This window comes from Pinirhizobacter sp. (assembly GCF_036499745.1).
Lineage (GTDB): Bacteria > Pseudomonadota > Gammaproteobacteria > Xanthomonadales > Rhodanobacteraceae > Pinirhizobacter.
The window spans coordinates 15792-38520 of record NZ_DASYDG010000027.1 but is presented as its reverse complement, the minus strand read 5'-3'; the positions used below and the strand labels follow the sequence as shown (position 1 = coordinate 38520).

The 22729-nt window shown below is 63.1% G+C and carries 29 protein-coding genes; 15 read left to right on the top strand and 14 right to left on the bottom strand.

Annotated features, from left to right (window positions below):
- Nucleotides 1–119: 119 nt before the first annotated feature.
- Nucleotides 120–824, top strand: coding sequence for a glutathione S-transferase (locus VGM61_RS09715; protein ID WP_331522589.1), 705 nt, complete (start codon nt 120–122; stop codon nt 822–824).
- A gap of 3 nt (nt 825–827) precedes the next feature.
- On the opposite strand, the gene VGM61_RS09710 is transcribed toward VGM61_RS09715, so the two are convergent.
- Complete coding sequence (locus tag VGM61_RS09710; RefSeq protein ID WP_331522588.1) at nt 828–1277, bottom strand: DUF2782 domain-containing protein; 450 nt, start codon at nt 1275–1277, stop codon at nt 828–830.
- 100 nt (nt 1278–1377) lie between these two features.
- On the opposite strand from VGM61_RS09710, the gene polA reads away from it, so the two are divergent.
- The 4 genes from polA (at nt 1378) to VGM61_RS09690 (ending at nt 7704) form a co-directional block, all read left to right on the top strand.
- Nucleotides 1378–4128 carry a DNA polymerase I gene (gene polA, locus VGM61_RS09705; RefSeq protein WP_331522587.1) on the top strand — a complete coding sequence of 917 codons (2751 nt, stop codon included), beginning with the start codon at nt 1378–1380 and terminating at the stop codon, nt 4126–4128.
- 300 nt (nt 4129–4428) lie between these two features.
- Nucleotides 4429–4935, top strand: coding sequence for a DUF1993 domain-containing protein (locus VGM61_RS09700; RefSeq protein ID WP_331522586.1), 507 nt, complete (start codon nt 4429–4431; stop codon nt 4933–4935).
- A 79-nt stretch (nt 4936–5014) separates the two neighbouring features.
- A complete protein-coding gene (dinG, locus tag VGM61_RS09695; protein WP_331522585.1) occupies nt 5015–7108 on the top strand; it encodes an ATP-dependent DNA helicase DinG in 2094 nt (697 codons plus the stop codon).
- Nucleotides 7105–7704: a DUF938 domain-containing protein gene (locus VGM61_RS09690; RefSeq protein ID WP_331522584.1), complete on the top strand. Its 600-nt coding sequence runs from the start codon at nt 7105–7107 to the stop codon at nt 7702–7704. Before dinG ends, VGM61_RS09690 begins: the two co-directional genes overlap by 4 nt.
- A 12-nt stretch (nt 7705–7716) precedes the next feature.
- On the opposite strand, the gene VGM61_RS09685 is transcribed toward VGM61_RS09690, so the two are convergent.
- On the bottom strand, nt 7717–8013 hold the full coding sequence (locus VGM61_RS09685) for a type II toxin-antitoxin system RelE/ParE family toxin (protein ID WP_331522583.1): 297 nt from the start codon (nt 8011–8013) through the stop codon (nt 7717–7719).
- Nucleotides 8010–8264, bottom strand: coding sequence for an antitoxin of toxin-antitoxin stability system (locus VGM61_RS09680; protein ID WP_331522610.1), 255 nt, complete (start codon nt 8262–8264; stop codon nt 8010–8012). The genes VGM61_RS09685 and VGM61_RS09680 overlap by 4 nt, the downstream gene beginning before the upstream one ends.
- Before the next feature lie 147 nt (nt 8265–8411).
- On the opposite strand from VGM61_RS09680, the gene VGM61_RS09675 reads away from it, so the two are divergent.
- Nucleotides 8412–8783, top strand: coding sequence for a YchJ family protein (locus tag VGM61_RS09675; RefSeq protein WP_331522582.1), 372 nt, complete (start codon nt 8412–8414; stop codon nt 8781–8783).
- A 4-nt stretch (nt 8784–8787) separates the two neighbouring features.
- Here VGM61_RS09675 and VGM61_RS09670 read toward each other — a convergent pair whose 3' ends face one another.
- Nucleotides 8788–9630: a DUF6159 family protein gene (locus tag VGM61_RS09670; protein WP_331522581.1), complete on the bottom strand. Its 843-nt coding sequence runs from the start codon at nt 9628–9630 to the stop codon at nt 8788–8790.
- A 73-nt stretch (nt 9631–9703) separates the two neighbouring features.
- Nucleotides 9704–10549, bottom strand: a complete 846-nt coding sequence (locus tag VGM61_RS09665) for a LysR family transcriptional regulator (protein ID WP_331522580.1) — start codon at nt 10547–10549, stop codon at nt 9704–9706.
- Nucleotides 10550–10667: 118 nt separating this feature from the next.
- On the opposite strand from VGM61_RS09665, the gene VGM61_RS09660 reads away from it, so the two are divergent.
- The 3 genes from VGM61_RS09660 to VGM61_RS09650 all read left to right on the top strand — a co-directional run bounded on the left by VGM61_RS09660 (nt 10668) and on the right by VGM61_RS09650 (nt 12550).
- A complete protein-coding gene (locus VGM61_RS09660; protein WP_331522579.1) occupies nt 10668–11450 on the top strand; it encodes an MBL fold metallo-hydrolase in 783 nt (260 codons plus the stop codon).
- Nucleotides 11451–11511: 61 nt separating this feature from the next.
- Nucleotides 11512–12222, top strand: coding sequence for an SDR family NAD(P)-dependent oxidoreductase (locus tag VGM61_RS09655; RefSeq protein ID WP_331522578.1), 711 nt, complete (start codon nt 11512–11514; stop codon nt 12220–12222).
- 82 nt (nt 12223–12304) lie between these two features.
- Nucleotides 12305–12550, top strand: a complete 246-nt coding sequence (locus VGM61_RS09650; protein ID WP_331522577.1) for a 4-oxalocrotonate tautomerase family protein — start codon at nt 12305–12307, stop codon at nt 12548–12550.
- 18 nt (nt 12551–12568) lie between these two features.
- Here the strand turns inward: VGM61_RS09650 and folK are convergent, their stop codons facing one another.
- From folK to tsaD, 3 genes are read right to left on the bottom strand one after another with little or no spacing between them, the layout of a single operon-like run.
- Nucleotides 12569–13048, bottom strand: a complete 480-nt coding sequence (gene folK / locus VGM61_RS09645; RefSeq protein WP_331522576.1) for a 2-amino-4-hydroxy-6-hydroxymethyldihydropteridine diphosphokinase — start codon at nt 13046–13048, stop codon at nt 12569–12571.
- Between the two features lie 5 nt (nt 13049–13053).
- A complete protein-coding gene (gene folB, locus VGM61_RS09640) occupies nt 13054–13413 on the bottom strand; it encodes a dihydroneopterin aldolase (protein ID WP_331522575.1) in 360 nt (119 codons plus the stop codon).
- A 54-nt stretch (nt 13414–13467) separates the two neighbouring features.
- Nucleotides 13468–14514, bottom strand: coding sequence for a tRNA (adenosine(37)-N6)-threonylcarbamoyltransferase complex transferase subunit TsaD (gene tsaD / locus VGM61_RS09635; RefSeq protein ID WP_331522574.1), 1047 nt, complete (start codon nt 14512–14514; stop codon nt 13468–13470).
- 56 nt (nt 14515–14570) lie between these two features.
- Here tsaD and rpsU point away from each other — a divergent pair, with 56 nt between their 5' ends.
- From rpsU to VGM61_RS09610, 5 genes are all read left to right on the top strand, one after another.
- Nucleotides 14571–14786, top strand: coding sequence for a 30S ribosomal protein S21 (gene rpsU / locus VGM61_RS09630; protein ID WP_055999514.1), 216 nt, complete (start codon nt 14571–14573; stop codon nt 14784–14786).
- A gap of 152 nt (nt 14787–14938) precedes the next feature.
- A complete protein-coding gene (locus VGM61_RS09625; RefSeq protein WP_331522572.1) occupies nt 14939–15382 on the top strand; it encodes a GatB/YqeY domain-containing protein in 444 nt (147 codons plus the stop codon).
- Between the two features lie 74 nt (nt 15383–15456).
- The gene (locus VGM61_RS09620) at nt 15457–15630 is read left to right on the top strand and encodes a DUF1328 domain-containing protein (RefSeq protein WP_250624697.1); all 174 of its coding nucleotides are present in this window, start codon (nt 15457–15459) and stop codon (nt 15628–15630) included.
- 40 nt (nt 15631–15670) lie between these two features.
- A complete protein-coding gene (gene dnaG / locus VGM61_RS09615) occupies nt 15671–17407 on the top strand; it encodes a DNA primase (protein WP_331522571.1) in 1737 nt (578 codons plus the stop codon).
- A 55-nt stretch (nt 17408–17462) separates the two neighbouring features.
- Nucleotides 17463–18086: a DedA family protein gene (locus VGM61_RS09610; protein WP_331522570.1), complete on the top strand. Its 624-nt coding sequence runs from the start codon at nt 17463–17465 to the stop codon at nt 18084–18086.
- A 25-nt stretch (nt 18087–18111) separates the two neighbouring features.
- Here the strand turns inward: VGM61_RS09610 and VGM61_RS09605 are convergent, their stop codons facing one another.
- Nucleotides 18112–19146, bottom strand: a complete 1035-nt coding sequence (locus tag VGM61_RS09605) for a cupin domain-containing protein (protein WP_331522569.1) — start codon at nt 19144–19146, stop codon at nt 18112–18114.
- Nucleotides 19147–19455: 309 nt separating this feature from the next.
- Between VGM61_RS09605 and VGM61_RS09600 the strand changes: the two genes are divergently transcribed.
- Nucleotides 19456–19680 (top strand): hypothetical protein, encoded by a 225-nt coding sequence (locus VGM61_RS09600; protein ID WP_331522568.1) that lies wholly within the window; start codon nt 19456–19458, stop codon nt 19678–19680.
- Here the strand turns inward: VGM61_RS09600 and VGM61_RS09595 are convergent.
- Genes VGM61_RS09595 through VGM61_RS09575 form a run of 5 tightly spaced genes read right to left on the bottom strand, consistent with a single transcriptional unit; the run spans nt 19677 to nt 22729 of the window.
- Entirely contained in the window at nt 19677–20276 is a 600-nt protein-coding gene (locus tag VGM61_RS09595) for a hypothetical protein (RefSeq protein ID WP_331522567.1), read from the bottom strand. The two genes, VGM61_RS09600 and VGM61_RS09595, sit on opposite strands and share 4 nt — an antisense overlap.
- The gene (locus tag VGM61_RS09590) at nt 20273–20917 is read right to left on the bottom strand and encodes a TadE/TadG family type IV pilus assembly protein (RefSeq protein WP_331522566.1); all 645 of its coding nucleotides are present in this window, start codon (nt 20915–20917) and stop codon (nt 20273–20275) included. The genes VGM61_RS09595 and VGM61_RS09590 overlap by 4 nt, the downstream gene beginning before the upstream one ends.
- Nucleotides 20914–21516, bottom strand: a complete 603-nt coding sequence (locus VGM61_RS09585) for a tetratricopeptide repeat protein (RefSeq protein WP_331522565.1) — start codon at nt 21514–21516, stop codon at nt 20914–20916. The genes VGM61_RS09590 and VGM61_RS09585 overlap by 4 nt, the downstream gene beginning before the upstream one ends.
- Nucleotides 21501–21851, bottom strand: coding sequence for a DUF192 domain-containing protein (locus VGM61_RS09580; RefSeq protein WP_331522564.1), 351 nt, complete (start codon nt 21849–21851; stop codon nt 21501–21503). Before VGM61_RS09580 ends, VGM61_RS09585 begins: the two co-directional genes overlap by 16 nt.
- Nucleotides 21848–22729 (bottom strand): type II secretion system F family protein, encoded by an 882-nt coding sequence (locus VGM61_RS09575; protein WP_331522563.1) that lies wholly within the window; start codon nt 22727–22729, stop codon nt 21848–21850. The genes VGM61_RS09580 and VGM61_RS09575 overlap by 4 nt, the downstream gene beginning before the upstream one ends.

Genomic DNA, 22729 nt, shown 5'->3' with positions numbered 1-22729 from the left:
GTGAAGGCCGCGACGCAATGCGAACGGTCGGATGCGGCTCATGGTTGGCTTCACGCTCACGCCCGCTAGAGGCTTCCCGGCACACACTGGCACACCCGACGTCGCCATGAGGCCTGTGTATGCCGTATGAGCTCTATTACTGGACAGGCATCCAGGGCCGCGGCGAATTCGTGCGCCTGGCACTGGAAGACGCCAGGGCCGACTACACCGACGTTGCCCGTGAAAAGGGCGATGACGTGATGACGGCGTGGCTCGAAGGCAAGCATGAGGGCGCCGTGCCGTTTGCGCCGCCGTACCTCAAGAGCGGGCGGCTGGTGATCGCCCAGGTCGCCAATATCCTGCAGTACCTGGGGCCACGCCTGGACCTGGTACCCGATAGCGAGTCGCGGCGGCTGCAGGCGCATCAGATAGAACTGACCATCACCGACCTGGTCGCCGAAGCGCACGACAGCCATCACCCGGCGGGAACGGGTCTTTACTACGAAGACCAGAAACCGGAAGCGAAACGCCGCGCCACGGAGTTCCGCACCGAACGTATGTCCAAGTATCTTGGATATCTGGAGCACTGCATCGAGCGAGGTGGCGGGCGGCATGCGCTGCGCGAGCACTCCTACGTGGACCTTTCCATGTTCCAGGTGGTGGCGGGGCTGAACTACGCGTACCCGAAAGCCATGGCCAGGCTCAGCAAGAAATTGCCGCTGCTCACGGCGGTGCATGACCGCGTGGCGCAACGTCCGAACATTGCGGCGTATCTGGCATCACCACGGCGACTGGCCTTCAACACCAACGGTGTCTTTCGCCACTACCCCGAACTGGACGGCTAAACCTTACTGAGATTTCTGCTCGTCTACCGTCTTCGGCGGCGCGCCCCACTCATATACCTTGTAGTACACGGGTGCGACCGGGCCAAGCTTGGGATCGCGCTCGAGCTTGCCGTTCTCGTCGGCCAGGATCTCGCGCGGCGGCCCGTGCTTGGGCACGATGCGGATCATGGTGATGCGGCCGCCCTCGCGGTATTCCTCGACCGTGTCCTCGCCTTCGGTACGTACGGTAACCTGGGGTGGCGGGTTTCCGTTGGCGTCGGTGCCCTTGTCGTGCATGGCCGGAAGATCGATGGCCGGGCGATTCTTTTCCGGCGGCGGGTTGGCTACGGGCGTGGCGCCCTTCTCATGAATGCCCGGTGGTGGTGGGGCGGGCTTGAGGTTTAAGTCCTGGGCGTGGAGGCTGCCCGCGGCGATCAGGGCCAGGCCGGCGAGGAACGTAATGTTCGGTTTCATGACGAAGTCTCCGTGCAGGCGCCGAGCATACCAGCGCCCCTGCCCCCTGCGGCGTGAACGGGCCCGGAAAGTGGCGTGCAAGCCATGAGAGAATCCCAAGATGGCCAAGCTCATCCTGATCGACGGATCCTCCTACCTTTACCGCGCCTTCCACGCGCTGCCGCCGCTGACCAATGCCCAGGGAGAGCCCACCGGCGCGCTGTTCGGGGTGGTGAACATGCTGCGCGCCACGCTGAAGGCCGCCCCGGAGTACCTCGCCTTCGTGGCCGACGCCTCCGGTCCCACGTTCCGCGAGGAAATGTACCCGCAGTACAAGGCCAACCGGCCCTCGATGCCCGACGACCTGCGCTCCCAGGTCGAACCCATGCTGCGCATCGTCGGCGCGCTGGGCTTTCCGATCCTGCGCGTCACCGGCGTTGAAGCGGACGATGTGATCGGCACCCTGGCCGTGCAGGCACGCGAACAGGGCATCGACGTGGTGATATCCACCGGCGACAAGGATTTCGCCCAGCTGGTGGACGGACGCATCACCCTGGTCAACACCATGACCAATACCACCATGGACACCGACGGCGTGTTCGCCAAATTCGGCGTTCGGCCCGACCAGATCGTCGATTTCCTCACCCTCACCGGCGACAGCGTCGACAATGTTCCGGGAGTTGAGAAATGCGGCCCGAAAACAGCCGCCAAGTGGCTGGCCGAGTACGGCACGCTCGAGGCCCTGATTGCCGCCGCCGACAAGATCGGCGGCAAGATCGGCGAAAACCTGCGCACGGCCCTGCCCCGGCTGCCGCTGTCGAAGGACCTGGTCACCATCCGTATCAACACCCCGCTTGAAGTGGGTCCGACCGACCTGCACCAGCGTGAGGCCGACACCGAAGCCCTGCTGGAGCTCTACCGGCGCTACGACTTCAAGGCTGCGCTGAAGGAACTGGAAGCCGGTGGTGCCACACCGTCGGCGGGTACGGCTGCGCCAGCAACGTCGGACGCGGGTCCGACTCCCGCGGCCGCACGCGCTGCCGTGTCGATCGAAGGATTCTCCGCGCCCGGCGAATACGAACTTGTCCTCACCCGTGAGGCCTTCGACGCCTGGTTGCCGCGCCTGCGCGAGGCGCGCGTCGTGGCTTTCGACACCGAGACCACCAGCATCGATCCGATGCGGGCCGAGATCGTCGGCCTGTCGTTTGCCGTCGAAGCGGGCAAGGCCGCCTATATTCCCGTGGCGCATGATTATCCCGGGGCACCGAAGCAATTGACGCGCGATGAAGTACTTACCGCGCTCAAGCCCATCTTCGAGGATGCTTCCATCGCCAAGCTCGGCCAGCACGCCAAGTACGACGTGAACGTGCTTTCCACGCATGGTGTCGACGTGCGCGGCGTGGCCTTCGATTCGATGCTCGAGAGCTATGTGTTCAATGCCACTGCCACCCGCCACGACATGGATTCGCTGGCCACGCGGTATCTGGGTTACACAACGATCAAATATGAAGAAGTCGCCGGCAAGGGCGCCAAGTCGATTCCGTTCGGCCAGGTGGATATCGACACAGCCGCGCGCTACGCGGCCGAAGACGCCGACGTCACCCTGCGCCTGCATCAGGCGCTATACCCGCAGCTGCAGGCCGAACCGCGCCTGCTGAAGGTATACGAAGAGATCGAAATGCCGCTGGTGCCGATCCTTGCAAAAATGGAACAGCGCGGCGTGTTGATCGACATCGACGAACTGCGCCACCAGAGCCAGCAACTGGGCAAGCGCATGGTTGAGCTGCAAAAGCAGGCTTACGCCAGCGCCGGCCACGAATTCAACATGGATTCGCCCAAGCAGCTGCAGGCGGTGCTGTTCGACGAACTGGGCCTGCCGGTGCGGGTGAAGACCCCCACGGGCCAGCCATCGACCAACGAAGAAGCGCTCGAAGCCATCGCCGATGCCCACGAGCTTCCTCGCGTGCTGCTGGAATACCGCGGCCTGGCGAAACTGCGTTCGACCTATACCGACAAGCTCGCCGGCATCGTCAACGAGCGGACTGGCCGCGTGCACACCAGCTACCACCAGGCCGTGGCGGCCACCGGGCGCCTGTCGTCGTCGGATCCGAACCTGCAGAACATTCCCATTCGCACCGAGGAAGGCCGCCGCATCCGCCAGGCGTTCATTGCGCCACCGGGGTGGAAGATCATGGCCGCGGATTATTCGCAGATCGAACTGCGGATCATGGCGCACCTGTCGGGCGATGAGGGCTTGTTGAGAGCGCTGAGCGACGGCGGTGACGTGCACCGCGCCACGGCGGCTGAGGTATTTGGCATTCCTCCAGAGGAAATCACCGTCAACCAGCGCAGTGCGGCCAAGGCGATCAACTTTGGCCTGATGTACGGCATGAGCGCCTTCGGCCTGGCACGCCAGCTGAACATCGACCGTGGCGAAGCCTCCGATTACATGGCCCGCTACTTCGCCCGGTATCCCGGCGTGCGGGATTTCATGGAATCCACCCGCCAGCAGGCGCATCGCGACGGCTACGTGGAAACCCTGTTCGGCCGCCGGCTGTACCTTGAAGAGCTGGCCTCAAGAAACCAGGCACGCCGGGCCGGCGCCGAGCGCGCGGCGGTGAACGCCCCTATGCAGGGCACGGCTGCCGATATTATCAAGCGGGCAATGATCGCCGTCGCAGCATGGATTGAGACGCGCGACGATGTATGCATGCTGATGCAGGTTCACGATGAACTGGTCTTCGAAGTGCGCGAAGACGCCGTGGATGCAGTACGCGAAGGGGTTATTCGGCACATGTCGGGAGCGGCGGAACTGGCCGTGCCGCTGATCGTGGATGTCGGCGTAGGCGCCAATTGGCACGAGGCTCACTAACCACCTGTTTTCCCGCGCATTTCCAGACCCTGAAAATTGGCTGACTATTTCTTCGCCAAGCCCGCGAACTTTCCGCCACCGCCGCCATCTAATCTTCCGGAACACACGCAACGGTGTTCCGAAGGTGATCTCTCCTCCCTGAGTGAACCTACGGCTGTGAACCTCTCCCCTGGGTTTCGCAGCCACCCCAGCCCCGAAGGTCCCCCCCTGGCCTTCGGGGCTTTTTTTTGCCTGTCGTTTGGACCGGGACAATGCGCTATCGTTCGCGCACTTTTCCCACCGCTCAAAAGGCAATCCCCCATGTCCCTTTCCATGTACAAGGCGTCCGTGCCGGTGTTCGTGCGCGGCCTGTCGAACCTCAAGCACGTGCTGCAACAAGGCCAGGCCCACGCCAAGGCGAAGAACGTTACCGACGAAGTGATGCTGCAGACCCGGCTGATCGCCGACATGCTGCCACTGGTCAAGCAGGTGCAGATCGCCACCGATGCGGCCAAGGGCTGCGCGGCGCGGCTGGCCGGCGTCGAGCCGATCGCCGTGCCCGATGTGGAAGTGACCTTCGATGAACTTTTCGCCCGCATCGACAAGGTGATCGACTACGTCAAATCGTTCGAAGCCAGCCAGATCGACGGCAGCGAAGACCGTGCGGTCGTCTTGAAGCTGCGCAGCGGCGAGCTCAACCTCACCGGCCAGGACTACCTCTTCGGCTTCGCCCTGCCCAACATGTTCTTCCACATCACCACCACCTACGCGATCCTTCGCGAGGCTGGCGCGGAACTGGGCAAGAACGACTACCTGGGCAACCGCTAAGCGTTATCCCGCCAGCGCCATCGAGCCACTCGACGGCGCTGGCATCCCTACGGCGGGGGTGTGGGACAATGGCCGGCCCATGCTCCTCGACGACACCAAAGCCACCATCCGCGCCGATTACGGACGCCTTAAAGAAGGCTTGCCCGGCTTTCGTGGACGGCCGGCGCAGCTGAAGATGATTGCCGAGGTGGCCAAGGCGTTGGCCGAACCTGCCGGCGCCGCTGTGATCGAGGCACCCACGGGTACCGGTAAGTCGATGGCTTACCTGATCGCCGGGCTGGAAGTGGCGCGGGCGACCAAGAAGAAACTCCTTATTGCGACCGCCACCGTGGCGCTACAGGAGCAGTTGGTTCAGCGCGACATTCCCCAGTTCCTGAAACTCTGCGGCGTGGAAGCGAAGGTCGCCCTGGCCAAGGGCCGCCAGCGTTACCTGTGCGTGCGCAACCTGCGCATGGCTGCCACCGAAACGGCGCAGGGCGGCCTGGATTTCGACGCCGAACTCGCCCTGTGGGCCAAGCCGCCGCAACCACGCGACACCCAGGCCGTAGGCAAGCTCACCGAGGCCTTCGGAAACGGCGAGTGGAACGGCGACATGGACAGCAGTCCGGAAGCGGTGTCCGACCTCGTCCGCGGCATGCTTACCACCAGCGCCGGCGGCTGCACGGGCCGCAAATGCGGCGCCTTTGCCGTTTGCCCCTTCTTCCTGGCCCGCCGCGCGGTAGGGGAAGCTGAGATCGTGGTGGCCAACCAGGATCTGGTGCTGGCTGACCTGACCATGCCGCGCGATGAAGACACCTTCGGCGGTGTGATCCTGCCCAAGCCGGAAGAAACGCTCTACATCTTCGACGAAGCCCACCACGTGCCAGCCAAGGCCATCGACCGCGGCGCAGCCGATGTGCATCTGTCGGTAGCCATGCGCCGGCTCGGCCGTATGCAGAACCAGATCCACGCGGCCTATTCGCTCACCGACAAGGAAAGCATAGGCAACCTCACGCTTGAAATGGGCGAGGAGAAGATCGCCGAGCTCAGCGCCTCGCTGGAAGACATCGAGCGCGAGATCCGCATGAACTGGATGCCTTCGCCCGGCGAGGCGGAGCCGATGTATCGCGCATCCCTCGGCCGCTTGCCTGAGAATTGGGTGGTGCACGCGACCGCGCTGCGCCTGGTCACGAGCGACGTACACAAGTGGGTACGCAGCGTGCGCCGCGCCGTGGTGGAGATGGAAGCTGGCGGGCCTACCCAGGAGGCGATCTCCCGCGAGCTGGGGATGGCGCTGGAGCGCCTGGATCGGCAAGTGCGCACCTGGTATGCATGGTCGAGCGAGGATCGCGAAAACGCGCCGCCGCTGGCGCGCTGGGTGACGTTAACCGTCGACCAGCAGATCGTCTGCCACGCCTCGGCCGTGTCCGCCGGCGGCCTGCTGCGCAATGTTCTATGGGACAACGCGGCAGCGGTGGTAATGACATCGGCAACGCTTAGCGTCGGCGGCCAGTTCCGCGGTTTCGCCGATGCGGTCGGCCTGCCCAACGACGCTGTGACGCTGAGTCTGCCCTCACCCTTCGACCTGGCCAACCAGGCCACGCTGGAAGTCCCCGCCTTCAAGGCCATGCCTGACGACCGCGAAGGCCACGCGCGCGAAGTGGCCACCTGGCTGGGCGCGAACCTCAACTGGGATGCCGGCAACCTGGTGCTGTTTACTTCGCGCGCCAAGCTCGACCGCGTGCTGCAGGTTCTGCCCATCGAGTACGTGCGCAAGGTACGCGCACAGGGCTCGTTGTCCAAAGCGCAGCTGATCACCGAACACCGCGAGGACATCGAAGCGGGCAAGGGCAGTACCTTGTTCGGCCTGGCCTCGTTCGGCGAGGGGCTGGATCTTCCGGGCAAACTTTGTGAAACCGTGGTGGTGACCCAGCTCCCCTTTGCCGTGCCTACCGACCCGGTTGGCGCGACGTACGCGGAGTGGCTGGAGTCGCGGGGACGCAATCCATTCATTGAAGTGAGCGTGCCCGATGCCACGCGGCTGTTGATCCAGTATTGCGGCCGCCTGATCCGTACCGAAACCGATACCGGCCGTATCGTGCTGCTGGATCGCCGCGTGGTTACCAAGCGTTATGGCGAGCAGATGCTGCGCGCGCTGCCACCCTTCGCGCGTGCAATCGAGCGCGCCGCATGAGCGTGGAAAAACCCGATGCACCGTCGGTTGCACGTAACCATGATGCGATTCTGGATGTGCTTCGCGAAGCTTTTTCGGGTGCAAAATCGGTGCTTGAAATAGGTAGCGGCACGGGACAGCACGCGGTGTTCTTTGCGCAGGCCCTGCCCTATCTTTCCTGGCAAACGTCGGGCCGGCTTGAGAACCTCGAGGGCATAGGAGCCTGGCTCGACGATGCCGGCTTGCCGAATACACCGCCTGCGCTGGCCTTTGATGTCAATGGCATCTGGCCGGCCACCGCGTACGATGCCGTATTTACCGCCAACACCCTGCATATCATGTCGTTCGAAGAAGTGCAGGCGTTCTTCGCTGGTCTTCCTGGCATCACCAAGCCGGGGTCCACCCTTGTGGTCTATGGACCATTCAACTACGACGGCCAGTTCACCAGTCCTAGCAACGCCGCCTTCAACGACTGGCTGAAGGCACGCGGGTCGCACATGGCTATCCGTGACTTCGAAGCGGTGGATGCGCTAGCCACCAGCGCGGGTTTCCAACTCGTGGCCGACCGTGCCATGCCGGCGAATAATCGATGCATCATCTGGCGTCGAATCTTATAACAAGCGCATGCTTCATTTGTCGCGTTGATCGTCCTCGGGCGGCCATTGCCGTGAGACGTGAACGAGGGCAAGTACGCGGACGACATCCGACTTGATCTCGTAAACCAAGCGATAGTTGGCATGTGGTACCAGCTCTCGAGTGCCCCTGACGACACCGCGTGGCGCGGATCTTGGGAACATGGCCAATTGTTCCGACGAATCCTTGAATCGCTCGTCCATTCGCATGGCCGCGCCCACGTCCTCTGCTGCTATGTACGTCCATATACGCAGGCGATCCTCTTCGGCCGCCGGCATCCATTCGACTTTCATTTTTTGGTGAGTGCCTCCGCGCGCCGGGCAGCGAACTCTGCTTCAACCACCTCGCTGGGGCGGCCGCGCCCCTCGCGCGCCTGGCGACGCGCGATTTCAACCTTCCTGTGCAGGAAGTCTTCGTACTCACGCATTTCGCGTTGCCTGGCGATGTACTCGCGCATCAACTCGCGAACCACCTGCGCGGCGGGGCGATGGGCCGCCTCAGTTGCCGCCATGAAGGCTTCGCGCAAGTCTGTTTCAAGCTTCATGAAAAAGGTCGCTTCTTTCGTCATGACTCAGGTTCAAGGATGGATATTAGAAGTATATACCTTATATAGCCACGGGATCGTTGCCACAAGGCTCCGATGAACCGTAATCTTCGACGATCCCAAAAAGTTGGTTTCGGACAACGTGATATGAGCCTTTGCCCGTGCGGACGAGCCGACTATTCCGCTTGCTGCGGTCCTTATCACACCGGACTTCCTGCGCTCGACGCTGAGTCATTGATGCGTTCACGCTACAGCGCGTTCGCCCTGGGGCTGCCCGACTACCTGATGACGACCTGGCATCCGTCCACGCGACCGGCGACGCTTGCGGTAGATCCGGGCATCCGCTGGCTTGGCCTGGACATCAGGAAGGCCACCAATGCTGGCGACCCCGACCACGCCACAGTGGAATTCGTCGCACGCTCACGCCACGGAGGCGGCCCCGCCCATCGCCAGCACGAGCTCAGCCGCTTCGTGCGCGAGGATGGGCGGTGGTTTTACCTCGACGGTGACGTGCGCTGATCGATCACTTCGTGCGGAAGGCGCTTTCCAGCATCTGGCGATCAAAACCGGTGCCGGGCTCTTCTCCGTTGGAATAGCGATATAGCGCTGCCGAATAGATGCCATGGAGCGCCGCCTGCACCAGGCCCAGCAGCACCATGGCGATCACCAGCGCCACGATCGCGGCGATGATCAGCGTGACCGAACCGGTGAAAGAAGCGCCGACGATCAGGCCCGCACCGCACAGCATCACCGCGAAGGTACCCAGGCCAAACACCACGCCGAGGCCGACATTGCCGATCAGGTTCTCACCCCAGGTGCCGCGCAGCAGTTGCACGCTGCGCTTGAGCGCCTTGAACGGACCCAGCCCTTCGTGTGCCAGCACAGGCACAACCAGGAAGGTCGCCACCGTCCAGCCCAGGCCAAGGAAGCCGGCGACGATGCGGCCGATGAAACCCAGGCGCTGCTGCAGCGCGCGCAGGAACACGCCGACCGTAGCTGCGATCAATGCGTAACCCAGGATCGTGCCGATGCGTGACCAGGCAATGCGGAAGCCATCGGCTACCGTGGGATTGCCGCCATCCAGGCGGATCATCGCTGCGCCGATCAACGCGGTGTTGAAGAAGATGATGATGGTGTACTGCACCAGGTAGAACGCGCCCATCAACACATACTGGATAGGCTCAAGGCGTCGCTGGTCGAAGTGCTGGCCATGCATGGCGCCCAGGATGATCGGCAGTGCAAAACTTCCGATCACCACCAGCGAGGCCATCGCCGAGAACAACGGGAACACCATCAATTCCTTGTCCGAGCGCAATACCGACGCGCTCGCCTTCATCAAGGCCCAACTACGTGCGAACTTCCCCATGGCGCGATGTCCTTCCCCGGTTGGCGGTGGGCATTTTGTAGCAGACGCAACGGGCGTGGAACAGTGGAGGGGGTCACTCGAACAATGTTTGCTCGTCGGCGAATATCCGCGTCAGATGCTCCACGACCGTCCTGATGGGCAGGTCCCTGCGGTCCTGCCGGCGTATGAGCAGCCAGATCTCGCGCGGTGGTGGCACGGCTGCCAGCTGGCAGGGTCGCAGGTCCGGGGTGGTCCGCCCGATGTAGTGCGGCAGCAGCGCCAGGCCTGCACCGGACCGGGCAGCCGTTGCCTGCGCCACCTGGTTGCCGGCCCGGAATGAAACACGCGACCGCGGGTAGTTTTGTGCCAGCCAACGGGCCTCCGGCACGGTCGAACCTTCTTCGTCGAAGCTGATGAACGCGAACCCCTCGCCGGCTTCGACACCTTGGCAAACCAATGGCGTGCCGTAGAAGCCGAACGCCATGCTACCGACGGGCTTGGCAATGAAGTCGCCGTCCTGCGGGCGACCGAGGCGGACAGCGATATCCGCCTGGTGCCGTTCAAGGCTTATAGGCCGAAGATCCGTGGCCAGGTCGATATCCAGACCCGGGTACACCGTGGGCAACGTGGCCAGTCGACTGATCAGGAATCCCTGGGCCAATGCCGGCGGCGCATTGATCCGGACCAGGCCCCTGGGGGAATCGTCCGTGCCTCCGCGACCCAGGGTTTGGACGGCGGTCTCCATGTCGCCAGCAACCGCCAGCGCGAGGGTTCCCGCCGGCGTCAGTACATAACCTTCGGGCCGGCGTTCGACCAGTTTCTCGCCAACACTCGCTTCCAGCGACTGGATCCGCCGCGAAATCGTTGCGTGATTGACCGCCAGCGCACGCGCCGCGGCCGACAGGCTGCCATGGCGTCCGAGGGCCAGGAAGATGCGCACATCCTGCCAATCCACCTCTGTGCGTTTTTTATCAACCATTGATCGAGGATAGCGGATTTTCAGCGAGGCGGACTCGGCCTAGCCTTATTCCCGTCACCAGGAAAGAAGGTTGCCCGCCATGTCATCTAACCCATTGAAACTCACCCTCGTTGGAGGGCCGACCGTGCTTATTGAGTTTGGCTCGATGCGCCTGCTGACCGACCCGACGTTCGACCCTCCCGGCAGCTACCAGGTCAATCCCCTCCACTTCGAAAAGACCTCAGGCCCTGCGCTTTCAATAGCGCAGATAGGCCAGCTGGATGCCGTATTGCTTAGCCATGACCAGCATATCGACAACCTCGATAGCGCCGGCCGGGCAATGTTGCCTACCGTCGGCAGGACGTACACGACGAAGGCTGGCGCCTCTCGTCTGGACGGCCAAGCGATGGGCCTGGCGCCATGGGAGACCTGCACACTGCAAGGGGCAAACGGTGAAACCTTGTTGGTGACCGCCACACCCGCACGGCACGGTCCCATCGGCATCGAGCCGATCTCCGGTGATGTGGTGGGATTCGCCCTCGGTATCGATAAACCCGGCGACCTCTTGTACGTCACCGGCGACACGGTCTGGTACGAAGGCACCGCCGAAGTTGCCCAGCGTTTCTCGCCCAAAGCCGTGCTGCTTTTCGCTGGCGCCGCCGAGCCACGTGGGCGCTACCACATGACGATGGGTAGCGAAGGCGCGCTGGAAGCGGCTCATGCGTTCCCGAACGCCACGATCGTGGCCGCACACAACGAAGGCTGGGGCCACTTCAGCGAAAGCCCCGGGCAGCTCGCCGATGTGTTCGCCCAGTTTCGCCTGCCTGATCGCCTGATGCCTTTCGAGAAAGGCAAGGTGCTGGTCATTCCTGTTTCAGGTTAAGCGTCAGTCGCGAAACCTTTTCCCGTTACTTACATCAACATTACTGAGAGAGAAAATGATCATGAGCAACGAACAGAAAGTCGTCATTGTCACCGGCGCATCGCAAGGTATCGGGGCGGCGGTCGTCAAGGGCTATCGGGATGCAGGCTATGCGGTGATCGCCAATTCCCGCTCCATCACCCAGGGGTCTGATGCCGGGGTGATCGCGGTGCCGGGCAACATCGCCGACCCGGATGTTACGCAGCAGGTGGTGCAGACAGCGATTGATCGCTTCGGGCGCGTCGATACGCTCATCAACAACGCGGGCATCTTCATCGGCAAGCCATTCACCGAATACACCATCGAAGACTTCCATCGTGTGATCGATGTCAATCTCGGTGGCTTCTTCCACATCACGCAAAGGGTGTTGGAACAGATGCTGCGTGTAAACAGGGGGCATATCGTGCAGGTGACCACCGCAGTGGTGAAGCAACCCATCGCCGGGCTCGCATCGGGCCTGGCGGGACTGACCAAGGGTGGACTGGACGCCATCACGCGTTCGCTGGCCATCGAATACGCGCAGAAGGGCATTCGCGTGAACGCCGTAGCGCCCGGCATCATCAAGACGCCGATGCATCCGGTTCAAACGCACGATTTCCTCAATAAGCTGCATCCGGTGGGCCGGATGGGTGAGGCAGAGGAAGTCGCCGATGCCATACTTTACCTGGAGCGTGCCGGCTTCGTTACCGGCGAGACCCTTCATGTGGACGGTGGCCAGCACGCTGGTCGCTGACGAGTGACTTGACCTTCGCGGCGAGCCCATGGGCCGCCGCGAGAATGTGTACTTGTGATCGTCCTGTTCCCAGGAGAAAACCATGCCATACGTAAACATCAAGGTAACGCGTGAGGGTACGGCCCCGGGTGCAACGGCCACTACGCCCGAGCAGAAAAAGGCGCTGATCAAAGGCGTCAGCGATCTTCTGTTCGAAGTGATGGGCAAGGCGCCGCACACCACCTATGTCGTCATCGAGGAAGTCGATCTTGAGAACTGGGGCGTTGGTGGCGTGACCACGCCTGAATACCGCCAGCAGGTTGCCACCGCCACGGAGAAACCAACCTAGTTTGAAGTTTGTCGCTCGTTAAAGCCTGACAACCTCAAGCTCGCCGCTATCGGGTACCCGCGCCTGCATTTGGGACAACGTCTGGCCAGTCAGCGGATGCACCACGTCACCGGCAATGTCGGCCAGGGGCCGCAATACGAAGGCGTGGCGAAGTTCGTCGCGCGGAATCTTCAGGTGCCCGGGCCCATCGAGCACGAGATCGTCGTAGAGCACGATATCGATATCCAGCGTGCGGCTGGAGAACCGCGGCACGTCGCGGCGGCGGCCATGGCGATCCTCGATGGCGTGCAAGGCATCGTTAAGGCTGATCGCATCCAGATCGGTGGTAAGGCTTACTGCCAGGTTGATGAAGGCAGGTCCGTCGAAGCCCACTGCCTTGCTGCGATAGGCGGGCGACACTACGAGGTCGCCGAACATCGTGCGCAGTTCCAACAGCGCCGCCCGCAGGTGCTTTTCCGGCTCCAGGTTGGAACCCAGGCTTAGCCACGCCGTTGCCATGCGCGCTAGGCCTTTCGCTTGCCACGCTCGATCACCACGCCGACCGACTTAGCGCCGCGCACGGCGCCGGGCTTGGCGCACTTCAGGCGCACCCAGGCTACGCCGAATTCCTTCATCACAATTTCCGCGCAACGCTCGGCCAGTGTTTCCACCAGGCCGAACGATGATTCGCCCACGAACGACTGCAGGCGCTTGGAAACAGCCTTGTAGTCGAGGGTGTCAGCGATGTCGTCGCTGGCCGCGGGCTTGCGGTTGTCGAACGCCATCTCAAGGTCGAATGCCAATGGCTGGCGGATCTTGCGCTCCCAGTCATAGATGCCGATGACGGCATCGATGCGGAGGTCTTCGATGAATACGATGTCCATCGGGTGATTCTAGCCAATCGCGCGCGGCTTTCGGCGCATCGCGCTGCCGTTCGATCACGCAGCCGTGAGGGTTTCCAGGTTCCAGCGGGGCTGCACCACCAGGGTGCCATCGTGCTGGCCAGCCGCCAGGCGGATCGCCCCCGCCAGCGCGATCATCGCGCCGTTGTCGGTGCAGAACTCAAGACGGGGGAAGTACACCTTGAAGCCGTCGGCGGCACCGACCTCGGCCAGCTGGGCGCGAAGGCGGCGGTTGGCGCCGACACCGCCAGCGATCACCAGGCGCCCTGCCCCGGTGGCGGCCAGCGCACGGCGACACTTGATGGCGAGCGTATCCACGATGGCGTCCTCGAAGCCGCGCGCGACATCCGCCCGGGCCTGATCGCTGCCGTCGGAAGCCTTCCACGCCATCAGCACCTGGGTCTTCAGACCGGAGAAACTGAAGTCGAAGCCGGGACGGTCGGTCATCGGCCGGGTGAACTTGTACACGCCAGGCCGGCCTTGTTCGGCCAACTTCGCCAGTGCCGGGCCGCCGGGATACGGCAGGCCCATCATCTTGGCGGTTTTGTCGAAGGCCTCGCCGGCCGCGTCATCCAGGGTGTCTCCCAGGATCCGGTAGCGCCCGATGCCCTGGACCTCGACCAGCATGGAGTGCCCGCCGGACACCAGCAGGGCCACGAACGGGGGCTCGGGCGGGTCGTCTTCCAGCAGCGGAGCCAGCAGGTGGCCTTCCATGTGGTGGACACCAATGGCCGGGACATCCAGCGCCCAGGCCATGGCCCGGGCCGCCGCCGCGCCCACCAAAAGGGCGCCGACCAGGCCGGGTCCTGCCGTATAGGCCACGCCGCCAAGGTCGGATACCCCCAGGCCCGCATCGGCCAAGGCCTTGCGCAGCAAGGGTAAAAGCTTCCGGACATGGTCCCGGCTGGCCAGTTCCGGCACCACCCCGCCGTACTCGGCGTGCAGCCGGACCTGGCTGAAAAGCTCATGGGAAAGCAGGCCCCGGCCCGGGTTTTCCCGGTCCCAGCGCAGCAGGGCGACGCCCGTCTCGTCGCAGGAAGTCTCGATACCCAGTACAGGCTTTGAAATCTGCAGAATGCTCACGCTATAATTCACGGCTCGCCCGATCAACCGGGCCAGTTTACCCAAGTGGAGTTTCCATGCCGTCCGTTAAAGTCCGCGAGAACGAGCCGTTCGAGCTTGCCCTGCGTCGTTTCAAGCGTACCTGTGAAAAGGCTGGTGTGCTGGCCGAGACCCGTAAGCGCGAGTTCTACGAAAAGCCCACCCAGGAACGTAAGCGCAAGCGTGCTGCCGCGGTCAAGCGCCATCTGCGCCGCCTGTCGCGTGACGTTTCCCGCAAGACCCGCATGTACTGAGTGTCCTGCCTGCCCGCCTTCACAGGCATAGCGGCAGGCAACCGGCAGGCGCGTCCAACCGCAGCCGCCACCTCTCTTACGCATGTAACGGACCGGCGCCACCCCCTGGGAGGCGCCGGTTTTCGTGTTCGAAGTCGAATAAGGAGTTTCCCGTGAGCCTGAGACAGCAGCTGACCGAAGACATGAAGAACGCCATGCGTTCCGGCGAGAAAGACAAACTCGGCGTGATCCGCCTGATGCTGGCCGCCGTGAAGCAGCGCGAGGTCGATGAGCGCATCGAGCTGGACGACACCCAGGTGCTGGTCACGCTTGAAAAAATGATGAAGCAGCGACGCGATTCGGTGACCCAGTACGAGGCCGCCAGCCGCGAGGATCTCGCCCAGGTCGAACGCTACGAGATGGGCATCATCGAAGCCTATCTGCCTGCCAAGCTGGACGAGGCCGGGATCGAGGCCCTGGTGCGCCAGGCCATGGCCGAAACGGGCGCTACCAGTATGAAGGACATGGGCAAGGTAGTGGGCTGGGTCAAGGACAAGGCTGCCGGTACGGCCGACATGGCCGTGGTGTCCCAGAAGGTGAAGGCCGCCCTGGCGTAGGCCGCCACGTTTCACGCCTCCCGCACGATCCGGCCCTCAAGATCAGCGCCACTTAAGAAGAGCGGAGTCCTGCCATGCTCAAGTGGGCCATCATCTTCGGCATTGTGTCGCTTATTACCGGCGCCCTCGGCTTTACCGGGATTTCCGGCGCCGCCGGAACCATTGCCAAGGTTCTTTTCGCGATCTTCCTGATCTTCTTCATTATCGCCATCCTGGCCGTGGTGGGTATCTTCCACATGGCCTTCTAGCGGGGCCGGTCCCGGGCCGCGCTGGCCGTTACAATGCGCCATGCGCGGTCGTATCCCCGATACCTTCATTGACGAGCTGCTTGCCCGTGTCGACATCGTCGACACGATCGAGCGGCGCGTGCCTTTAAAAAAAGCCGGGCGCGAATGGACCGCCTGCTGCCCCTTCCACAACGAACGCTCGCCCTCGTTCTATGTGAGCCCGCAGAAGCAGTTCTATCATTGCTTCGGCTGCGGCGTGCACGGCAGCGCGATCAAGTTCCTGATGGAATACGAACGCCTGGAGTTCGTCGACGCGGTGGAAGAACTGGCCCAGTCAGTGGGCCTGAAGGTGCCGTACGAAGGCGGCCGCGACGCCGCCCCGCGCGAAGATAAAACCGACCTCTACGCGCTACTTGATGGCGCGGCGCACTTCTACGAAGAGCAACTGCCCAAAAGCGCCGAGGCAAAGGAATACGTCAAGCGCCGCGGTCTGGATGCCGAGACGATCAAGGCCTTCCGCATCGGCTGGGCACCGGCCGGCTTCGATGGCGTGATCAAGGCACTGGGTAGCTCCGAGACGCGCCTGAAGCTGTTGAACGAAGCAGGCATGGTGGCCTCGAACGAGCGTGGCAATCGCTACGACCGTTTCCGTGAACGGGTGATGTTCCCGATCCTGGACCGCCGCGGTCGCGTGATCGCCTTTGGCGGGCGCGTGCTCTCCGGTGACCAGGGGCCGAAATACCTCAACTCACCGGAAACTCCCCTCTTCCACAAGGGAAAAGAGCTCTTCGCGTTGTGGCAGGTGAAGCAGGCCAATAAAACGCTTGAGCGTATCGTGGTGGTCGAAGGCTATATGGACGTCATCGCCCTGCACCAGGCAGGGCTGCCGATTGCCGTAGCCACGCTCGGCACGGCAACCACGCCCGACCATGCCGAAGTGCTGTTCCGCGCCACACCCGATGTAGTGTTCTGTTTCGACGGCGACCGCGCCGGGCGACAGGCGGCGTGGCGCGCGCTGGAGTCGGTGCTGCCGCGCATGCGCGACGGACGCCAGGCGTTCTTCCTGTTCCTTCCCGATGGCGAAGACCCCGATACGCTGGTGCGCAAGGAAGGCAAGGACGGCTTCGAAAAACGCATGCACAAGGCCACGCCGCTATCGGAATATTTCTTTGCCGAACTCGGGCGTGACGTGGAACTGGGAAGCCTCGATGGCCGCGCGCGCCTGGCCGAACGCGCCCGGCCGCTGATCGCGAAAATGCCCGATGGTGCCTTCCGCGATCTCATGGGCGCCGAGCTTGAGCGACGCACGGGAGCGAAAGCAACTTTCCAGGCCGAAGCGCGCCCCCGAGCACCGCACCAGCGCACGGCGCCGGTGCAGCGGAGCCTGGTGCGAACCGCGATCACCTTGTTGATTGCCCAACCGGGCCTGGCGGACCTTGTCGAACGGCCTTACGCCTTTCTCGCCCTGGACAAACCCGGGGTAGGCCTGCTGGCCGAAATCATCGACATCGCCCGTTCGCGGCCGGGGATCAATCCGGCCACCCTGGTGGAACAATTCGCCGACCGCGAAGAGCACGCCGCGCTGGACAAACTTGCCCGCGCCGACGTGGTCGGCGAACCGGAAATGCAGAAGGTGGAGTTCCTCGATGCCCTGATGCAGATGCAACACCAGGGTGTGGTCCAGCGCCGACAGATCCTGCAGGAAAAAATGCGCGCAGGCCGGCTCGAAGACGCTGAAAAAGCCGAGTTGCGCGAATTACTTACCGTGCGACCACCGCGCTCGATCGCCGGCGAATGACGGCCGGGGCCCATCCATGGGATCATCCAGGGCCGGACAGCAATCGTAGGCCCTGATGGACCTGCTCGAGCGCCTCATCGACATTTTCGGCCAGAACGGATACCTGGCCGTCTTCATCGCCCTGATGCTTTGCGGCGCCGGTATTCCCCTGCCCGAAGACATCACGCTGGTCGCTGGCGGTGTCATCACGGGCCTGGGTTACGGCAATGTGCACACCATGTTCATGGTGTCGATGGTGGGCGTGTTGCTTGGCGACTCCACCATGTTCCTGCTGGGACGAAAGTACGGTACGCGCGTGTTGAAAGTGCGTTTCGTCGCGCGCCTGCTCACGCCCGAGCGTTATGCCAAGGTGCAGGAAAAATTTGCACGCTACGGCAACCGCATGATGTTCTTCGCGCGCTTCCTGCCCGGCATGCGCACGGCGGTATACATCACCGCCGGTGCTAGCCACCGCGTGTCGTTCTGGCGCTTCTTCCTGCTCGACGGCTGTGCTGCGCTGATCAGCGTGCCGATCTGGGTGTACCTGGGCTACTTCGGTGCCAATAACCACCAGTGGCTGGCGATGTGGATCCGTCGCGGCCAAACCGGGTTGTGGGTTGTCCTGCTCCTGGCGCTGGTGTTGCTGTTCTGGTATTTGCGCCGCCGTCGCCAATGTTCCTCGGGGTCGGGGACGGAGTAAAACGCCGACCCCGATATCGCCCTGGCTAGGCCCTGGCCAGCTGCGCCATGCGGTCGCAAAGCAGGGTCATCATGTCCCAGCCTGCTTCCAGCGCATGCTCAAGTGCAGGCAGCAGAGCCACCGGTGCACGACGCAGCAGATCCACACCGTAGGCGGCATGATCGCCATCGTCTTCACCGTGCTCTCGGAAATGTGGCATGTCGCCGAATACCGCCGACGCCTGCTCGTGAAAGATCTCGCCACTGGCTTCCAGTACCAGGTGCATCAGCAAGGTGCGCTCGTAGTCGGACCCGACCATCATCGCGTGCTTGAACCAGTGCATCGCCGCCTGCAGGATCGGGTCGGTACAGGCCACATGGTTGCCACCGCGTTGCTTGCGCAGGTTGTCGTTGTGGCCAAGTTCCTCGGCCAGGTGCTCCACCGCCACGCGCTGCTGGTCGTGATCGACCGTGAGCGCGGCGCGCAAGTGCAACAGGCGCTGGAAGAAATCCGACCATGTCTGCAGGCAATCGAGCAGGCGCTCGCGCACCGCGGTATCCAGTTCGTCCGGATCATTGACCAGGCTCACCAGTTCGCTGCGTGAAAAGCCGGCGATACGTGCATCATTGCGCGCCAGCAGACGCTCCACCGGCCGCGACGACGACGATTCGAACTCAATCCGCGGTGTCTGGGGCGTGTCATAGAACGCCGAACCGTTGAACTGCATCGAAATGCCCCAGAACCCGTCGCCCGTGCCGCGAAAGCCGTGCAGGCATCCGGACGTGACCAACACCGCATCGCCCGCGGCCAATGGCCGCTCGATATCGCCGAAGACCTCGCCCGTTCCCTCGCAGACCAGGATCATCCCGCGTTCCTCGTGGCGATGGGCGCCCAGTTCCTGGCCACCGGCCAGGTGTACCCAGCTCATGGCCACCCCGGTGTGCGAGGGAATGAATTCGGCCAGGGCGGCCACTTTCGCAAATGCCTTCACCGTACCCAGCTCGTGGACCGTGCCGGCGACTTCCACCCGATGCAGGGGCTCGATGGCATCGCGTGCGATCACTTGGACTTTCTTCTGCATACGTCTTGGCTCCTTGCCGAGTAACCATGCCGCGACGGGGGCCGCGGCGGGGGCACACGATGCTGCTGGCGACGGAGGAGGTCAAGGGCCAGCCTTGGGAGAAAACGCGATATAGATGAAATAGTTACGGTCAGGATGGCAACGGGCTCCTGCCCGCCCATACTGCCCGCCGCCGGGTGGACTTTAGTTTCCGGGTGGCCTGCCGATAAGTAAGGCGAGACCACCAGAGGGGAGCGACCCATGAGCGGACACCATTGCCATCGTTGTGGGTCGTCGTTGCATCCGGGGGCGATGAAATGCTCTGGGTGCATGGCTGGAGTGGTTTACGGGGCCACCGCCGCCGAGTTGCGCCGCGCGGCAAAGATCGGCGCGGGTGCGGTGCTTGCGGTGTGGTGTTATGTGGTGGCGTATTCGTTGCCAGCAGTCGCCGTGGGCCTGTCGGCAGTCGTGGTGGCCGGCTTGATCCTTCGCATGACCGCCAGTCGAAGCCGCGCCCACCTTGTGCGCACTGTGGTTGCTAACGGGCGTCCCTAAGGCTTACGCGGTTCGATAGCCGGCATTTTGAAAAGGTCGGGCGAAATTTCGCCCGTATCGACTGATGTCACCGTCCACTTCATTGGCCGTCCCGACATATCCTTGCCGTCGTAGCCAAGCAGCAATCCGGACGCATCGTCGATCCACATCGTGCCGCTGTCCGTCCCATCGGGGCCGGTGTGGCCAGCAGCGATGAAGCGCCAACGCGTAGCGGCGTGGCCCGCCACAGTACTCCGATCGCCTTTGGTGCAGCTGCCGGAAAAATCGGCGCACGGCCTGTCGATATTAAAGAAATACTTCCGTGCCGACGGACCATTGCCCAGTGGCAACACCACGCGCGCCTTCTCATTCACCAACCAGCTGGCGCGGGCCTTCCCGTCACGCAGGATGTAATCGGTCTGGCCGCCATCCTGGAATTCCAGGCGCGTCATGTCGCCCTTGATGTACACGACCTCAGGCAGTACGCGTGAACCGCCGACAGCAAAACCTGCCCGTAGGGTTGCGCCACTGGCGACTGCGCGGATCGTGATGTCCTGGGCGCTCGATGCCATGGCGATGAAGAATAGCAACGCCGCGCTTGCCCGGGACCATTTCATTTGGCGAGGTTTCCCGAATCGTAGATGGGCGATTGCATGCGCACCTCTGCCGTCGCGACGATGGGAATGCTGTAAACGGTGTGCCCTTCGCTTACGGTGTAGACCGGATCCGGGCCCCGGAATAATGTAGCCGACACCAGGCGGTCGATCACCGGCACGATCAATGGATAGTTGTAGGTCACGCGGATCTTCAGGATGTTGGCATCCTGCACGTTCATGCCACTGCCCTTAACGGTGGTCGGACGAAAATTCAGTGAATCATTGGGAATGGCCTGGCGTCCATCCCACTGCGTTTCCTTGAAGTCGTTGAAAGCCGCCGCCGTCGGGCTGATGACCTCGATCTTGCTGTGGAGCGGCGCCTCAAGCTTTGCCTTGACGAACGCTTCCAGGGTGTGGGTCGGATCGGGCGAAGCCGTGGCCGTAGCGAACAGGGGCGTTACACCACGCGCGAGTCCTGTTGCCATGTCGGCCTTGGCCGCTCCATGGAGGGCTCCCGCGCGCGCCGCTTCAAGTGCCGCGTAATCGATCGTGGCCTTGGCGCGGTAAAACAGGATGGCCTGGAACAACCCCAGCAACAGCAACCCGAAGCTCGCCAGAGACAGCAGGAATTCGACCATCGACTGGCCGCGTTGCGCTTTCATGGTGACTTCGTCGGCTGGGTGATGATCACGGGCTCTTTTGCACGCGCCGTGGGTGCCGCCGGCGACGTCGTCGGTGTGGCGGACGAGTCATCAATCGCGGGACCTTCAACAGGCGCAGTCTGCTTGGGAACCTGGTTGATGGTGGTTAGTGCGTTGGCAATGCGCTGGCTCGATGCCTGCACCGAATCCCCGGCACGCGCCAACCGGGCGCTGGAGGTAAATGCCGCCCGTGCCTGACGCAGGCGAATCACGCCGAGGTTGTGCCATGCATGGGCATTGTTCGGATCGCGCATGATGCTCTGGTTGTAGGAGCGCACGGCAAGCTCAGGTTGCCCCGATCGCACATATGCATTGCCCAGCATGTACCAATAGTTCGGGTCATCAGGAACGAGCTTTACCAGCTTGCCGTAATCGCCCGCGGCCTGTGCATCGCGGTGTGCCTGGTAGTCCTCCGCAGCCTGTTTTTCAAGCGACAGAACCTGACTCAACTGGCCAGGACCGGCGGGCTTAGGGCTCGATGCCGTCGGCCCCGAGGCGCAACCGCCCAGCATCGCCATCGATGCCAACACGAATCCGAATCCGATCAATATGCGCGCCATGCCAGGGTCTCTCCAATCACGGGAACAAGCCGGTCGAGCGAGCCGGCGGGAAGCTCCAGGGTCTTGCGCGCCTTAGCACGCGACGCGCGCGTGCGCATGGGGGCAAGGCCGGCGCAGACATCCACCACGCGGTCGGACCGGTCCAGGAACACCAGGTCGAGCGGATAGCGCATGCCGAAGGTATGCACGCTACCGCACGGCTCGATCAACAGCCCTTCGCCGTCCTGCAACGCGCGGCGGCCAAGCAACCCACGCAGCCGCGTCCACGGATTGGCCGCGCGCCAAACGCACTGCACCACGCAAGCTTCGCCACGGTAGACGGCGCCGGTCTTCACAGAATCCCTTCCTGCTTCACACGCAGGTAAATGAAAAAACCCAGCACGATGAATACCAGTGGGAAGAAGAACATGATCAACGGCGCCATCATTTTCACCGGCGCCTCCAGCGCGAGCTTCTCGGCGCGAAGAAAACGCTCCTCGCGGCGTTGGGCCGCCTGCGCGCGCAACGTCACGCCCAGGCTGGCGCCCACACGGTCGGCCTGGATCAAGGTACCGGTGAAGCTTGAGATCTGTGTCATGTCCATGCGATCCGCCATGCGACGCAGCGCCTCGGCGCGCGGCAGGCCCGAGCGCAGGTCACGCAGCAGACGAGTGAACTCCTGCGACAACGGACCCTGAGGCCCCTTATGCGTGGCCTGTTCGATCGCACCGGTGATGTTCATGCCCGCCTCTACCGTCATTACGATGAAGTCAAGGAAGGTGGGCAGGTCCTTCACCACTTGGCGCTCGCGTTTCTTGCGGCGTTCGCTAAGCCATAAGTCGGGGTAGAAGTAGCCGGCGGCGGCGCCGAACACGATGCCGGTGAGGTATGCGGTGAACCCTGTCCGATGCAGCATTGCCATGACAAGAACGACAAAGACGGTCACCAGGCCGGTCGCTGCCGCACGCAAGCCAAAAAGCTGCTCGGGGCTTAAAACGAAGTCCTGTCCTGCCGCCTGCAGGCGGCGATGCGCCGGCTCCAATTGCCTGGGTGTCAGGTGAGGGCCCAGCATCACCGTGGCAAGGTTAACCAGGGGCCAGATCAGTCGGATGCCGAACGGAAGCGGGTCCTGGTAGTTGCGGTCTTGCTGCGGAACCTCGCGCATGAAGCCGTAGATGCCCCAAAAGGCGAGGCTTGCCGCGCCCGCGGCGCAAAGGATGAGAAGTATGAGCAT

Excerpts from the sequence above, each read along its gene's own strand:
- VGM61_RS09715 (WP_331522589.1), top strand. The coding sequence starts at position 120 with ATGCCGTATGAGCTCTATTACTGGACAGGCATCCAGGGCCGCGGCGAA.
- VGM61_RS09710 (WP_331522588.1), bottom strand. The coding sequence starts at position 1,277 with ATGAAACCGAACATTACGTTCCTCGCCGGCCTGGCCCTGATCGCCGCG.
- polA (WP_331522587.1), top strand. The coding sequence starts at position 1,378 with ATGGCCAAGCTCATCCTGATCGACGGATCCTCCTACCTTTACCGCGCC.
- VGM61_RS09700 (WP_331522586.1), top strand. The coding sequence starts at position 4,429 with ATGTCCCTTTCCATGTACAAGGCGTCCGTGCCGGTGTTCGTGCGCGGC.
- dinG (WP_331522585.1), top strand. The coding sequence starts at position 5,015 with ATGCTCCTCGACGACACCAAAGCCACCATCCGCGCCGATTACGGACGC.
- VGM61_RS09690 (WP_331522584.1), top strand. The coding sequence starts at position 7,105 with ATGAGCGTGGAAAAACCCGATGCACCGTCGGTTGCACGTAACCATGAT.
- VGM61_RS09685 (WP_331522583.1), bottom strand. The coding sequence starts at position 8,013 with ATGAAAGTCGAATGGATGCCGGCGGCCGAAGAGGATCGCCTGCGTATA.
- VGM61_RS09680 (WP_331522610.1), bottom strand. The coding sequence starts at position 8,264 with ATGAAGCTTGAAACAGACTTGCGCGAAGCCTTCATGGCGGCAACTGAG.
- VGM61_RS09675 (WP_331522582.1), top strand. The coding sequence starts at position 8,412 with ATGAGCCTTTGCCCGTGCGGACGAGCCGACTATTCCGCTTGCTGCGGT.
- VGM61_RS09670 (WP_331522581.1), bottom strand. The coding sequence starts at position 9,630 with ATGGGGAAGTTCGCACGTAGTTGGGCCTTGATGAAGGCGAGCGCGTCG.
- VGM61_RS09660 (WP_331522579.1), top strand. The coding sequence starts at position 10,668 with ATGTCATCTAACCCATTGAAACTCACCCTCGTTGGAGGGCCGACCGTG.
- VGM61_RS09655 (WP_331522578.1), top strand. The coding sequence starts at position 11,512 with ATGAGCAACGAACAGAAAGTCGTCATTGTCACCGGCGCATCGCAAGGT.
- VGM61_RS09650 (WP_331522577.1), top strand. The coding sequence starts at position 12,305 with ATGCCATACGTAAACATCAAGGTAACGCGTGAGGGTACGGCCCCGGGT.
- folK (WP_331522576.1), bottom strand. The coding sequence starts at position 13,048 with ATGGCAACGGCGTGGCTAAGCCTGGGTTCCAACCTGGAGCCGGAAAAG.
- folB (WP_331522575.1), bottom strand. The coding sequence starts at position 13,413 with ATGGACATCGTATTCATCGAAGACCTCCGCATCGATGCCGTCATCGGC.
- rpsU (WP_055999514.1), top strand. The coding sequence starts at position 14,571 with ATGCCGTCCGTTAAAGTCCGCGAGAACGAGCCGTTCGAGCTTGCCCTG.
- VGM61_RS09620 (WP_250624697.1), top strand. The coding sequence starts at position 15,457 with ATGCTCAAGTGGGCCATCATCTTCGGCATTGTGTCGCTTATTACCGGC.
- dnaG (WP_331522571.1), top strand. The coding sequence starts at position 15,671 with ATGCGCGGTCGTATCCCCGATACCTTCATTGACGAGCTGCTTGCCCGT.
- VGM61_RS09610 (WP_331522570.1), top strand. The coding sequence starts at position 17,463 with ATGGACCTGCTCGAGCGCCTCATCGACATTTTCGGCCAGAACGGATAC.
- VGM61_RS09605 (WP_331522569.1), bottom strand. The coding sequence starts at position 19,146 with ATGCAGAAGAAAGTCCAAGTGATCGCACGCGATGCCATCGAGCCCCTG.
- VGM61_RS09600 (WP_331522568.1), top strand. The coding sequence starts at position 19,456 with ATGGCTGGAGTGGTTTACGGGGCCACCGCCGCCGAGTTGCGCCGCGCG.
- VGM61_RS09595 (WP_331522567.1), bottom strand. The coding sequence starts at position 20,276 with ATGAAATGGTCCCGGGCAAGCGCGGCGTTGCTATTCTTCATCGCCATG.
- VGM61_RS09590 (WP_331522566.1), bottom strand. The coding sequence starts at position 20,917 with ATGAAAGCGCAACGCGGCCAGTCGATGGTCGAATTCCTGCTGTCTCTG.
- VGM61_RS09585 (WP_331522565.1), bottom strand. The coding sequence starts at position 21,516 with ATGGCGCGCATATTGATCGGATTCGGATTCGTGTTGGCATCGATGGCG.
- VGM61_RS09575 (WP_331522563.1), bottom strand. The coding sequence starts at position 22,729 with ATGCTCATACTTCTCATCCTTTGCGCCGCGGGCGCGGCAAGCCTCGCC.